The sequence below is a fragment of the Enterococcus sp. GPZ-007 genome (genome assembly GCF_059374735.1).
Genome location: NZ_JCAFYN010000015.1, coordinates 37,215 through 50,600, shown reverse-complemented (window position 1 = coordinate 50,600; position 13,386 = coordinate 37,215). Strand labels below are relative to the sequence as shown.

At 43.1% G+C, this 13,386-nt stretch carries 14 protein-coding genes; 10 read left to right on the top strand and 4 right to left on the bottom strand.

Going from position 1 to position 13,386, the window contains the following annotated elements; genetic code table 11:
* Nucleotides 1–32: 32 nt before the first annotated feature.
* The 9 genes from AC4J95_RS09755 (at nt 33) to AC4J95_RS09715 (ending at nt 7,333) form a co-directional block, all read left to right on the top strand.
* Nucleotides 33–605: a LemA family protein gene (locus AC4J95_RS09755; RefSeq protein ID WP_494549714.1), complete on the top strand. Its 573-nt coding sequence runs from the start codon at nt 33–35 to the stop codon at nt 603–605.
* Nucleotides 606–621: 16 nt separating this feature from the next.
* A complete protein-coding gene (locus AC4J95_RS09750) occupies nt 622–1,932 on the top strand; it encodes a TPM domain-containing protein (protein ID WP_494549713.1) in 1,311 nt (436 codons plus the stop codon).
* Between the two features lie 248 nt (nt 1,933–2,180).
* On the top strand, nt 2,181–3,668 hold the full coding sequence (locus tag AC4J95_RS09745; RefSeq protein WP_494549712.1) for a BglG family transcription antiterminator: 1,488 nt from the start codon (nt 2,181–2,183) through the stop codon (nt 3,666–3,668).
* Nucleotides 3,655–4,083 carry a PTS sugar transporter subunit IIA gene (locus tag AC4J95_RS09740; RefSeq protein ID WP_494549711.1) on the top strand — a complete coding sequence of 143 codons (429 nt, stop codon included), beginning with the start codon at nt 3,655–3,657 and terminating at the stop codon, nt 4,081–4,083. Before AC4J95_RS09745 ends, AC4J95_RS09740 begins: the two co-directional genes overlap by 14 nt.
* Nucleotides 4,084–4,094: 11 nt before the next feature.
* Nucleotides 4,095–4,412 carry a PTS fructose transporter subunit IIB gene (locus AC4J95_RS09735; RefSeq protein ID WP_090404353.1) on the top strand — a complete coding sequence of 106 codons (318 nt, stop codon included), beginning with the start codon at nt 4,095–4,097 and terminating at the stop codon, nt 4,410–4,412.
* A gap of 11 nt (nt 4,413–4,423) precedes the next feature.
* Nucleotides 4,424–4,873 (top strand): PTS sugar transporter subunit IIA, encoded by a 450-nt coding sequence (locus AC4J95_RS09730; protein WP_316403567.1) that lies wholly within the window; start codon nt 4,424–4,426, stop codon nt 4,871–4,873.
* Between the two features lie 13 nt (nt 4,874–4,886).
* Nucleotides 4,887–5,987 carry a PTS fructose transporter subunit IIC gene (locus tag AC4J95_RS09725; RefSeq protein ID WP_316403566.1) on the top strand — a complete coding sequence of 367 codons (1,101 nt, stop codon included), beginning with the start codon at nt 4,887–4,889 and terminating at the stop codon, nt 5,985–5,987.
* Between the two features lie 16 nt (nt 5,988–6,003).
* Complete coding sequence (gene alsE / locus AC4J95_RS09720) at nt 6,004–6,708, top strand: D-allulose 6-phosphate 3-epimerase (protein ID WP_494549710.1); 705 nt, start codon at nt 6,004–6,006, stop codon at nt 6,706–6,708.
* 157 nt (nt 6,709–6,865) lie between these two features.
* A complete protein-coding gene (locus AC4J95_RS09715) occupies nt 6,866–7,333 on the top strand; it encodes a VOC family protein (RefSeq protein ID WP_316403564.1) in 468 nt (155 codons plus the stop codon).
* Nucleotides 7,334–7,366: 33 nt separating this feature from the next.
* Here AC4J95_RS09715 and AC4J95_RS09710 read toward each other — a convergent pair whose 3' ends face one another.
* Complete coding sequence (locus AC4J95_RS09710; RefSeq protein ID WP_494549709.1) at nt 7,367–7,981, bottom strand: TetR/AcrR family transcriptional regulator; 615 nt, start codon at nt 7,979–7,981, stop codon at nt 7,367–7,369.
* Nucleotides 7,982–8,239: 258 nt separating this feature from the next.
* Here AC4J95_RS09710 and AC4J95_RS09705 point away from each other — a divergent pair, with 258 nt between their 5' ends.
* Nucleotides 8,240–9,265 carry an alpha/beta fold hydrolase gene (locus AC4J95_RS09705; protein WP_494549708.1) on the top strand — a complete coding sequence of 342 codons (1,026 nt, stop codon included), beginning with the start codon at nt 8,240–8,242 and terminating at the stop codon, nt 9,263–9,265.
* Nucleotides 9,266–9,303: 38 nt separating this feature from the next.
* Here the strand turns inward: AC4J95_RS09705 and AC4J95_RS09700 are convergent, their stop codons facing one another.
* The 3 genes from AC4J95_RS09700 to AC4J95_RS09690 are packed head-to-tail and all read right to left on the bottom strand — an operon-like array spanning nt 9,304 to nt 13,226.
* Nucleotides 9,304–11,055 carry an ABC transporter ATP-binding protein gene (locus tag AC4J95_RS09700; RefSeq protein ID WP_494549707.1) on the bottom strand — a complete coding sequence of 584 codons (1,752 nt, stop codon included), beginning with the start codon at nt 11,053–11,055 and terminating at the stop codon, nt 9,304–9,306.
* On the bottom strand, nt 11,045–12,766 hold the full coding sequence (locus AC4J95_RS09695; RefSeq protein WP_494549706.1) for an ABC transporter ATP-binding protein: 1,722 nt from the start codon (nt 12,764–12,766) through the stop codon (nt 11,045–11,047). The genes AC4J95_RS09700 and AC4J95_RS09695 overlap by 11 nt, the downstream gene beginning before the upstream one ends.
* Before the next feature lie 25 nt (nt 12,767–12,791).
* Complete coding sequence (locus AC4J95_RS09690) at nt 12,792–13,226, bottom strand: MarR family winged helix-turn-helix transcriptional regulator (RefSeq protein WP_316403559.1); 435 nt, start codon at nt 13,224–13,226, stop codon at nt 12,792–12,794.
* Nucleotides 13,227–13,386: the final 160 nt, after the last annotated feature.

Here is a 13,386-nt window from a genome sequence, read left to right as displayed (position 1 = left end):
AACAAATAAATCAGAAAAAGGTTGGGATAAAAATGAAACGAAGAGGTTCAGGTATCATTGTTGGGATTGTCGTCATCGCTCTGGCAATCGGAGCATATTTAGTAACGACATATAACTCATTGGCTTCAGCAGAAAACGATGTGGATGCAAAATGGTCGCAGGTGGAGAATGTGATGCAGCGGCGGGCAGATTTGATTCCGAATCTAGTAAATAGTGTCAAAGGCAGCATGAATCACGAAGAAAAAATCGTTGGACAAATCACTGAGGCGCGTAAAGCCTACAACAATGCAAAGACACCGGCAGAAAAGAACGCTGCCAACAATCAAATAGACCAAAGTTTAGGAACGATGGTGAACGTGATCCAGGAAGACTACCCAACGCTCGCTTCGAATGAAAACGTCAAGACCTTGATGGTACAGCTGGAAGGTACGGAAAATCGGATCTCAGTTGAACGCAAAAACTATATTGAACAAGTCAATGATTACAACCAAAGTCTAGTTCGCTTCCCGAAAAACATGGCAGCGAAAGTATTAGGCTTTGATAAAAAGGCAAACTTTAAAGCGGATGAAGGAGCTAAAGAAGTCCCAGACGTTAGCTTTGAATAAGAATGGGTGAGAGAAAATGAAAAGGGAATCGCGTACTTCAGGGGAACGAATCCATCAAGAGGTTGTTGAGAATTATCGTAAGCTGCGTAAACGGAATGGGTTCTTTTCCTTAATTTTAGTTGTCGTGTTATTGATCAGCGGGTTTGGACTGTTCAGTCTTTTTACAAGTAACGGGTATGGAGAGAAGAAGGCGACCTATGATCAGCAGTTAACGAAATTAGATCAAGAACGAGAAGATATTTTGTCTGGTAAGAAAGTCACAGCTAGCAAATCCTTCAAATCAGCTATGAATGAGAATCTAGCAAATTTGAAGGAGTATCCGAATAAAGCCAATAACTATGATGTGGCGATTGATGGAACCGATGGTCATTTGACTATCAATAAGAACAACATCTTTATTTCTGATAATGCCAATATGCTGAGTCAGAAAACAAAGCAAAAGATCTACCAAATGAACAAACAATTAGCGGCAAGCACGAACGGTGCGCAATTTCAAATCGTTACAATACCAGAGCTGCCGCGTGGAGAAGACATCGAATCGTATGCCAATAAGATCTTCAATCAGCTAGGGATCGGTGATAAGACTGAGAACAATGGTGTGTTATATCTAATTGCTCTGGACGAACGAGAATTTCGTTTGGAGGTTGGATATGGTCTGGAAGGACTGATTCCCGATGGTAAAGCCGATGATATCATCAATAATGATGATGTTGTGGAGGCCTTCAAGGACGAGGATTACGATAAAGGGGTCAATCAGGTTTTAGATGAAGTGTTCGAGATTATGAATACGAAGACAGCTCTAGTAGATTCACAAATCGAAAATGTTAAGAGTCAACGCACACAGCTGATGGCTTTCCATTGGATCGGAGTGGTGCTCCTAGGTATATTGGCACTCGTTAGCTTGCTGTTGGTAGGCAATCTTTTACGAGCACGCGTTTTCCTAAAAGAAAACTACAAGAAATATCAATCGGAGACCGCTTCGGTTACCGGCGATGAAGAATTGCAGCGGACGGTTAAGCATACAGAGCTGTACCACATCTTGTTAAGTGGTTTACTGATCGGGATGTCGGTGAGAGGCATCAGACGGGCGATCATTCAAGGAAGATTGTTGCGAAATCCTTCCGCGGAGAAGAAAATGTTCGGTCGTATACTTATTGGAGATACACTATACTCCGGCAATGGTGATGTATTGACTACGGCTTATCTAGCGTCAAATTACAATTCCAATAACTGGTCCGATAATGACAGCGGATCAGGCGGCGGCTCCTCTTGGGGCTCCTTCGGCGGCGGTTCATCCGGCGGTGGTGGAGCATCAGGTGGATGGTAATAGAATAGCGAGGAAAGGAGCGTGGGACATTTTGTCCTGCGCTTTTATTTTGTTTTAAAGACTCTTACAAGCAGAATAGCAGACATAAAAATTGTGAATTATGCGAATCTTTGCCGCTTTCTAAGCCGTTCCTGACTATAATGAACATGAAGACTTTTTATTTTTTGTCCGTTGCAACGGTCAAAAACGAGTGAAGCGTTTTCTTTCTGACAGGTTATGATAAAAACAAGAAGGGGAGGTTGATAGCCGTGGGAGCAAAGAATAATCGTGAACAAAGGCTGTTACTACTTCTAACGAAACGACATGACTATATCACATCCGATGAATTGGCGGAGCACCTAGGAACTTCGCAAAAAACCATTTATCGCCTGATCAAAAAAATCAACGAAACCTATGGCGACGGATTGATCCAGTCAGAAAAGGGGCGAGGCTACAAATTAGATTACGAAAAGTACATCGGCCAGACAAATTTTCAACCCAGTCAGCGGAGTCAATATTCTCCGCAGGAGCGCAGAAATCGTGTGATGGAGGAGTTATTGCTTTCCTCGCCGAATGCGAAGAATGTCTATGACTTGTTTGAAGAATATTATGTTGGCGAGTCGGTCATCTTCAGTGATGAGCAGCTCATCGCGGAGCATCTGCAAAGTTACAATCTGAGCTTGGAGCGAAAGCAACGAACATTAGCCGTTCTGGGAAAGGAAGCTAATATTCGTCGCGCGATTGCTGATTTGATCCAAATGCACAACATCATTGAGATCGATGAACTGAAGAACAATTCAGAATTAAACTTTAATAATTATGACGTGCTGTTTATCTTAGACCAGCTGAAGCTGATGGAAAAGCAATTGGAAATGACGATTCCTTATCCATACAATGTCAATATTTTCTCTCATTTATATATTTTAATTAGTCGTTTGCGAAAGGTTCGCAAGCTGCCGAATGAAGAAATGAGTCCGCTTTCTCAAAGGGAACAGAAAGGGTTGCAGCAAGACACCGCCCTTTATCAAGTTGCCAAAGCAGCGATCGTTCAAGTTGAAAATTATTTACACAGCGACTTGCCGGAGTCAGAAGTGTACTATCTCTATCAGTATCTGACCTCATCCCGGATGCAGGGGTCCTTAAGCAAAGTTACCAAGTTTTCTACAAAGGTCGTGGAGATTACGAATATGTATTTAGATGGAATGAGCCAGCGGCTGAATATCCCGATCAAAGGAGATTCGATCTTTCTTGACTTAGCGAATCATATCAAGCCGATGATCAATCGCCTGGACCATGGGATTCATGTGAAAAACAGCTTGTTAGATCAAATCAAGATGACCTATGAAACAATCTTTGCCGATGTTGCGAATGTTTCAGATGAAGTCAGCCAACGCTTTGATTTATCAAAGATTAATGAAGATGAGAACGGCTTTATCACTTTGTACTTTGCCCGCATCATCGAGACGAACCAGCTGCCGATCCGCACGGTGATCATGTGTACGACTGGTGTTGGAACTTCGGAGCTTTTACGAGTCAAGATCGAGAAGAAATTTCCTGAGTTGGAAATTGTGGACGTAGTAGCTTCACGGGACGCGAAACGTTTCACAGAGAAATATCCGGGAATCGATCTGATTTTAACAACGATCAGTGTCAGCGATACGATCCCAATTCAGTCCCTATTGGTCAGTGCGATGTTTACGCGAGATGATCAAAATCGACTACAAAAGAAAATCGAGGCGATCTATGATGAACGATAATTTTTTCAGTGTCTTTTTAGACCAACCGTTAACAGATAAAGACCAGATTCAACGTTTCATTGCAGAATTCGCCAATCCGGCTGAAGCGGAAGAGCTGATTGATTTATTGAATCAGCGGGAAAAGGTCGGTAATACGATGATTGCTGAGCATGTGATCCTGCCCCACTTGGAAAGTCCGAAGATCAAGCAAAGCCAAGTTTTATTGATTCGTTTGGCAGAAGCAATTGATTTGGACGAGGGAACGCCAGAGGTTCAACTAATCATCACGATTTTACTGAAAAGCGACGAAAGTCAAGAAATAAAGAAACAGATTGCGCAATTCACGCGCCGGTTAGCAGACGATGATTTTTTAGCAGAATTATTGAATGTTGAAGGCGAAGAACTTTTTTACCAACTATTAGAAGACAACAATTAGGAGGAAACAACATGAAAATCGTTGGAGTAGCAGCATGTACAGTGGGGATTGCCCATACTTATATCGCTCAGGAAAAATTAGAAAACGCCGCAAAAAAAGCGGGCTGTGAGATGAAAGTAGAAACACAAGGAACAATCGGGATCGAAAATGAATTAACCCAAGAAGAGATTGATCAAGCAGATATCGTGATTCTAGCAGTAGACGTAAAAATTTCGGGACGGGAACGTTTTGATGGGAAACGAATTATTCAAGTACCGACGGAGATCGCGGTCAAATCACCCAATAAATTGATTGAAAAAGCGCAAGAGGTTGTTGCTCAAAAGGTTTAGGAGGAAGTCAAATGGAAGTAAAAGATATCGTAGATTTAGACATCGTCAAAACCAATATGACCGCCAAGACCAAAGATGATGCTTTGAATGATTTGGCGAACCAGTTACTGAGCAATGGCTATATCTCAGAAGTAGAGGGATTTATTAAAGATATTTACGCACGAGAGGCGGAAGGCCAAACGGGCATTGGAAATTATATCGCGATCCCCCATGGAAAGAGCGCCTACGTCAATAAAGTCGGAGTAGCCATCGGAATCAATCAGGAAGAGATCCCTTGGGAAAGCTTGGATGGCAAAGGCGTGAAGGGCATTATTCTTTTCGCAGTGGGGAATGATACTGACGGTGCGACCAATCATTTGAAATTGTTGTCGCTTTTTGCCAGAAAATTGGGGAACGATGAAGTGGTCGGAAATCTGTTGCAGGCGAAAAAGCCAGAAGATGTTGTTGAAGCATTCGCTTAATGGAGGAAGAAAAATGAAAAAAATTAAAGAGTTAAATCTTAAAGGGCACTTATTGACAGCGATCTCTTACTTAATTCCGATCGTCTGTGGTGCTGGGTTCTTGATCGCCATCGGAATGGCCTTTGGCGGTTCCAGTCAAGATGCATTAGTTCAAGGTGAGTTTACGATCTGGGATGCCTTAGCTACGATGGGCGGTAAAGGGTTAGGGTTATTGCCAGTTGTTATCGCGACCGGAATTTCATACTCGATCGGTGGAAAACCAGGGATTGCCCCCGGATTCATCATTGGTTTGACAGCAAATGCGATCGGTGCAGGCTTTATCGGCGGAATTTTAGGTGGTTACTTAGCAGGTTATCTAGTATTAGCAATTTTAAAATATGTCAAGCTGCCAAATTGGGCAAAAGGCTTGATGCCAACGCTGATTATCCCATTCTTAACATCGATTATTGGTGGCCTGATCATGGTGTATATCATTGGTGCGCCAATTGCTGCACTAACAGGATTATTAACAAACTTCTTAGATGGATTAGGCAATTCTTCACTATTGATCTTTGGTGGTGTGATCGGTCTACTGAGTGGTGTTGATTACGGCGGTCCTATCAATAAAACAGTCTTCGCTTTTGTATTGACGATGCAGGCGGAAGGGTTAAATGGACCGATTACCGCTTTACAGCTGGTTAATACGGCAACACCGATCGGTTTTGGTTTAGCTTTCTTTATCGCGAAATTATTCGGCAAGAATATCTACACGAAATTAGAAGTTGAAACACTGAAATCGGCCGTTCCTATGGGTGTCATCAATATCGTTGAAGGTGTCATTCCATTAGTTATGAATGATATCGTGCGAGGTGTCGTAGCAACAGCGATCGGTGGTTTTGCCGGCGGAGCAACGACGATGATCTTAGGTGCGGATGCGACAGTCCCATTTGGTGGAGTACTGATGATTCCGACTATGTCGAAGCCATGGGCAGGTGTGATCGCAATCTTAGTCAATGTTGTCGTGACAGCGGTAGTTCTCGCGGTTATTAAGAAAAATGTCACCGAAGAAGACGCGGCGCTGCAAGTTGAAAAAGAAGAAGACGATATTAATTTAGAAGACATTCAAATTTTTTAGGAAAGTGTGACGACACATGAAAAAAGTAGAATTTTCCCCATCATTGATGACGATGGATTTAGACAAGTTTAAAGAACAGATCACCTTTTTAAATGACAAAGTAGATTCCTATCATATCGACATTATGGATGGGCATTATGTACCGAATATTACATTATCGCCATGGTTCATTGAAGAACTGCGAAAAATCACGACGCTGCCGATGTCCGCCCATTTGATGGTGACTGATCCTAGTTTTTGGGTACAGCAGTTAGTCGATCTGCAATGCGAGTGGATCTGCATGCACGCAGAAGTATTGGATGGCTTGGCTTTCCGTCTGATTGATCAGATTCACGATGCGGGATTAAAAGCGGGCATTGTCTTGAATCCTGAAACACCGATTGATACGATTTTCCCGTATATCGAACTGGTGGATAAAATCACGATCATGACGATTGATCCTGGATTTGCCGGGCAACGCTTTATCGAAAGCACGTTAGATAAGATTGTGGCTTTACGAGAGTTACGGGAAGAAAAAGGCTACAATTACGTGATCGAGATGGACGGTTCTTCCAATCGTAAATCCTTTAAACGCATTGATGCGGCTGGACCAGATATTTATATCGTAGGCCGCAGCGGACTGTTCGGTTTGGATGAAGATATCGACAAAGCTTGGGAAATCATGGTTAATGACTATGAAGAAATGACTGGCAAAAAGCTGACGTATGCTGAAGCAAAATAGTTTTTTAGGACTTGGGGTCGAAAGGCTCCAAGTTTTTTTCTTGTCTTAGCACATCAGCGGATCAATACACGTGGAATGATATTTTTCAAACACTGAACAACTCTTTTGTGATATAGTAAACAATAATGTAAACGTTTTTAAGAAATGGAGGAATGGCATGGAATATCGAGGACCAATGCTGGTGGTGAAAGATATGGAACGGTCAAAGGCGTTCTATCGTAAAATTCTAGAGGTAGATATTATTTCTGATTTTGGTGAGAATGTGACCTTCAATGGCGGATTGTCGCTGCAAACGGAAGAATCGTGGATTCGCTTTACGGGTTGCGACAAAGAAACGTTCAACTATCAGAACAATACGGTAGAATTTTACTTTGAGACGGAGGACTTTGACGGCTTTCTTGAGCGTACGCAAGAGGAAAAGCTGGATTTCCTGCGAGATGTCGCAACGATGCCTTGGGGACAAAAGGTCGCTTGTTTCTATGATCCAGACAAGCACGTGATTCAGGTTGGTGAAGATCTGACGGTGATGGTGAAACGGTTAGCGGCGGAGGGTATGACCGTTGATGAATTAGGGGAAAAAACATTTCTTGGCAAAGAAATAGTCGAGAATATGCTGAACAGTTAAAAAGTTGAAGGCTGCGATGCGGCCTTCAACTTTTTATTTTAATTTTTGCTGTGTCCAGTTTTCATAAAGAAATGCAAATGAGTTTATCGGTGCTTGAAGACTGGCCTCGAGCATTTGCGCCAATGCTTTTAATTTCAATTGTACTTCTTGATCGGTCCAGGTGAACAAGCCGGGATCGAGCAAAAAGATAATTGGTGACAGTAAAATTTCCGCTATCTGTTCCGGCTGATCGCAGGTGAAGATCTTTTCCTCGAGGCCCTGCTGTAAAATTTCACCAACGATTGGTGAAAGCTGCCGCAGGATAAAGGCCATCGATTTCTGATGGATCGCGGCATTTTGCGGTTCATGCAAGGCAACGTCAATTGCACGGTCTACTTCGGTACTGCGGTAAAAATATAATAATAGCTTGATTTTTTCTAGTGCAGGAGCCTCGACAGCGGCTAATTTTGTGCGACAAGTTTCGATGACATTGCTGTACTGGCGTTCGACTAGAGCATCCAAGACTTCTTCTTTGCTCTTGAAATAGTAGTATAGTCCGCCTTTCGCAATCCCCGCCTTCGTTGCAATATCTTGAACAGAAGCGGTCCCAGCCGTTCCTTCGTAAAGCAATTCCTGCAGGGCATCTAAAATCAATTCTCGTTTACTCATCGTATCAACCTCCAAAAATAGTATATCACAAAAAGTTGACTACTGTTCAAAAAGTTGTTATGATGACACTGTTGAACGGTGGTCAAAAAAGGAGGAGGGATTGTAATGTTGGTTTTGGGGCTATTTATCTTAATTGTATTACTACTTGTGCTATTCATTGTGGCGTTATTGATAAAATTTTTACTATATTTATTTAAACGCTTTCGGGGAAGGAATGACGTGTTTGCGACAAGAGGAGTCAAAAGGAGCGTGCAGGGTATGTTGATTGTCATCGTTTTCGCGATTGTCTTGGTATTTTTTTCTCAACTGACAGCCTCGACACCGAAAATTGTTAAAGAAAATAGTATTGCAGAGCTGAGAGAAGTTCATTTGAACGAGCGCAAAGAATGGATCAGCATTCGAGGTGAAAATCGCGACAAGCCATTACTTTTATTTTTAGCTGGTGGACCGGGTGGATCGCAGCTGGCTGCGACGCGTTATGAACTTGCAGAACTAGAAAAAAATTTTGTTGTGGTCAATTGGGAACAGCCGGGCTCAGGAAAATCCTTTTCTGCGATTTCGCGAAAAAAATTAACACCAGAAACTTATGTGAAGGATGGAACGGCGTTGGTCCGTTTACTCCTAAAAGAGTTTAAGCAGGAAAAATTGTATTTAGTCGGTGAATCATGGGGGAGCGCATTAGGTATTTTTATGGCGAAAGAACAGCCGGAACTTTATCAAGCTTTTATTGGAACCGGGCAGATGGTAGCATTTGAAGAGACGGAAAAAATTGATTATGCGCTAGCGATGAAGCTGGCGAAGGAAAACGGCGATCAAAAGGTTATTGATACACTAAAGAAAAACGGTGAGCCGCCTTATTACGGCAGTTCAGTTACGACCAAAAGCGCGACTTATCTCAATTATCTGAGTCAAGCGATGGCGCGAAATCCTGAGATTCAAAATGCTGGCTTCCAAACCATGCGTGATCTTGCAGCAAAGGAATACGGTATCTTGGATAAAGTGAATTATCTTCGAGGCATCCTGCAAACCTTCAATCACGTGTATCCGCAGTTATACGATGTAGACTTGCGGAGGGATTACTCAAAATTAGATATTCCCGTTTATTTTTTACTGGGGAAGCATGATATCAATGCGCCACTTAGTTTAGCAGAAGATTATTATAAGAAGCTGGATGCTCCAAGTAAGGAAATCGTTTGGTTTGAACATTCAGGCCACAATCCTTGGATCAATGAACGCGAACGATTTGCGGAGGTTGTTCAGCAGATTGCGAAAAAGACAAAATAAAATCAGAGTATTCACGCTTTCGTGGATACTCTGATTTTTTAGCTTTCGAATTGTGCTTGATGAAGCTCGTAATAACGCCCATGTTTAGCTAGCAATTCTTCGTGATTGCCTTGTTCAACGATATTTCCGTCATTGACTACGAGAATCAGGTCGGCTTCACGAATGGTTGAGAGACGGTGGGCGATAATGAAGGAAGTTTTGTCTACCATCAATTTACCCATCGCTTCTTGGATTTGCAGCTCTGTCTGTGTATCCACATTTGAAGTGGCTTCATCCAGGATCAACAACTCCGCATTCAGCAGCATTGCCCGAGCGATCGTCAGTAATTGCTTTTGACCTTGCGAGATCGCTAACCCATCTTCAGTCATCACCGTATCGTAGCCTTTTGGCAGTTGTGCGATGAAATCATGAATGTGGGCGGCTTTAGTCGCCTTGATCACATCTTCTAATGTGGCGTCCTCATTCCCATAGGTCAGATTTTCGAAGATCGTTCCGGTAAAGAGCCAAGTATCCTGTAAGACCATCGCGTATTGCTTCCGCAGACTGCTGCGGGTCGCTTCTTTGATATTTTGTCCATCTAAGTAGATTGCACCGCTATCAGGATCGTAAAAGCGCATCAGCAAATTCACGATCGTGGTCTTCCCAGCACCCGTCGGACCAACGATGGCGACGACGCTGCCGGCGGAAATATCAAAGGATAAATCTTGAATGACCGGCTGTTCCTTTTGGTAGCTAAAGGAAACATGGTCAAAATGAACATCGCCGCGGGCTTTTTCAAAGACATGAGCATTAGGTATGTCTTGGACTTCGGGTTCTTCATCTAACAGCTTGAAAATCCGTTCAGCCGCTGCGATAGAAGACTGCAGGTCGCTGAAAATATTCGCCAGCTCATTGATCGGTCCAGAAAATTTCCGAGAGTACAAAACAAACGAAGAAAGTTTTCCTAGCGTTAAGTGTCCAAATAAGAATAGGAAAGCACCCAAGATACTGATCAATGACAAGGATACGTTGTTGATGAAATTGACGGAAGGACCAGTCATACTGCCGTAGTATTCCGCGTTGTAATAAGCCGTCATTGCATCTTCATTTTTCTTAGCGAAGCGGCTGATCATCGTTTCCTCTTGATGATAAACTTTGGTGGTTTGTTCGCCGGATAGGAATTCCTCGGTCAAACCGTTTAATTCACCAAGCTTGGCAGAACGTTTGCGGAATAACGGCTGGAACTTATTGGTCAAGTAGCGCGTCAGTAAAATTGATGCCGGTACTGTAACTAAAAAGATTGTGACCATCAGGGGCGAAATCACCATCATCATAACAAAAGAGCCGATGACAGTGACTAAACTGCTCAATACTTGAACAGAATCACTAGCCAGCGAAGTATTGATGGTGTCGATGTCGTAACTCATCCGGCTGACGATATCCCCAGTCTGGTGCTGGTCGAAATAACCGACTGGCAGCGAAACAATCTTTTCAAAAAGATCTTTCCGCAGACGAAACGCGATTTTCTGGCTCAAATAGATCATTAGCCGTTTAATGCCGTAGCTTAAAATCGCGGAAGCTGCATAGAAGACCACCATCCAACTACAATAGAAGAAAACTTTTTGGAAAACGACATTGCCTTTACCAATCTGAATCGCATCGATAGCATAGCCGGAGAGCAGGGGACCGACTAAAGCAAATAAATTGCTGGCGATCGTTAAGATTACTGCTAAGAACAGCAACCATTTGAACTGATATAAATAACCCCACAAACGAAGCAGCGTGCCCTTGCGTGAACCTTTATTCTTCAATGGCTTGCCCTCCAGTCTGTCCTTGGTAGATTTCTTGATAAGTCGCGTTTTCCGCGAGTAATTCTTCATGGGTCCCGTAGCCGATCATTTTCCCCTTATTTAATAGAAGGATTTTATCAGCATGCTGGATCGAGCTGATCCGTTGAGCGATCAAAATTTTTGTTGTCTCGCCAAAATTTGTTCGTAATGCTTTCCTCAGATTTGCGTCGGTATGGTAATCTAGCGCACTGGAAGAATCATCAAGGATCAATAGATCGGGTTGTCCAATCAGAGCACGAGTTAAGAGCACCCGCTGCTTTTGTCCACCACTGAGATTTTGTCCTTTGGCTTCCAGGTGATGCTCCAGACCATCTGCGAGCTTGTCGATAAATTCTCGTGCCTGCGCATCATCAATTGCTTGTTGAATTTGTTCTTCCGAAAAGGTTCGACCAAATAGAATGTTTTCTCGAATCGTATCCGCAAAGAGCACGTCTTTTTGCAAGACAGCACCAATGTTTTGATGCAGCGCATCAAGGGAATAGTGTTTGATCTCTTGACCGTCTAATAAGATCTGACCGGAAGTTCGATCATATAAGCGCAGGATCAGACTGGCGATCGTGGTTTTTCCGCTGCCGGTCGCACCCATGATACCTAACGTTTCACCAGGATCGACACGAAAGCTGATATGTTCGATCGCAGGAGCGCCATCTGGATATGCAAAAGACACATCCTCAAAAACTAATTTAGTAGAGGCGGTGTTTCGCTGAGCCAATGTTCCCGGCACTATAGCAGTTTTTTTGCGCAGGACTTCGTTGATCCGATTCGCCGAAGCTAAGCCGCGAGAATACAAAACAAAGATTCGCGTGATCGAGAGCATCGCATTTAGAATGATTGTGAAGTAGGTCAGGAAGGCCACGATGACACCGGGCTGTGTCAAACCAGCGTTCACCCGGTAAGCACTAACGACGATCACCAACGTTAAACCTAAGTTCAGGAATAAATCCAACAGAGCGGGAGAGGCAGCCAAAGTTACATTAGCTGTCGTCTCTGCATTGACTAAAGACTGATTTACGTTTTCAAATCGTTGACGTTCGAAGGCTTCCTTTGATAAGGCCTTGATTACCCGCGAGCCAGTCACATTTTCCCGAACGGTCAAAACAAGCTGGTCAACTTGCTTTTGCAGCTTGCCAAAGAGCGGCACTCCTTTTTTGGAAATATGTGTCACCATCACAAAGATGATCGGCATCACTGCAACTAGCACCAATGTCAAAATCGGATCTAAAGTAGTAGTGATCAAAATCCCCCCAACTAAAAGAATTGGTGCGCGAATCCCCATCCGCAGCATGACACCAAGGGTCAGATGGATATTGTAGGTGTCAGATGTTACACGTGAAACTAATGAGGAGACTCCGACGTCTTCAATTTGCGTCGTGTCTAGATAAGTAATCTTGTGGAACAGGTCTCCACGAATATGTTCCGTCGTATCTTTTGCGACCCGTGAGACCATCCGATTGGCGACAATGTTTGCCCACAAGGCAAAGGCAGAAGCCGCCAACATGACACCACCCCAGAGAAGAATTTTCTCGGGGTCTTTTTGCGGAATGACCTGATCTAAAATATAGGCTAAAGTCCAAGGCAGGATCAATTCCATCATGGTTCCTAAAAATTTAATGATTACACCTATCGTTACTCGGAAACGATAAGGCTTCAGGTAGTTTAGAATTAATTTCATTTTTGCTCCTTATTCATGTTGTCTATTATTTCTTGCTGCACATTTCTGCTTCGGCTTTCTCCATGATTGTGTGCAATCCAGATAATACAGCCTCTTGTTGTTCAGCCGGAATCTCCGCTAACAACGTTTGGTTCCAATCTGCTAGGATTGAACGAATTTCTGACTCGATGGCTAAGGCTTTTTCGGTTGGAAAGATTCTCAGCCGTCGTGCGTCCTGCTGGTCGCTTTGTCGAGTGACGAAACCTTTCTGCTCCAGCTGCGCCAATTGTCGAGCAACGTTGCTTTTGTTAATAAAGATTTTGCAGGCCAGCTCTTCCTGTGAAATTCCTGGTTCAGCACAAACACTTAAGATGTAAGCATGATGCATCTCACCTAAGCCTAACTTCTTAAATTTATTTTCTCGATAGCAGGTTGAGAGTTGAGCAATGCGATTGATTGTTTTTACAAAAGAATTCTCCAAAGAAATGTTCCTCTCTGATTTTTAATTAGTTCTCACTGAAACGAGCATAGAATAGTATAAAAGAAAAACGTTGCGGGTGCAACGAATAGAGGTCAGAAAAAACAATAAGTCTACCAGAATGCGTTTGGCCGTCTTTTTCCTGTTGACCAAGTGCAAAAAT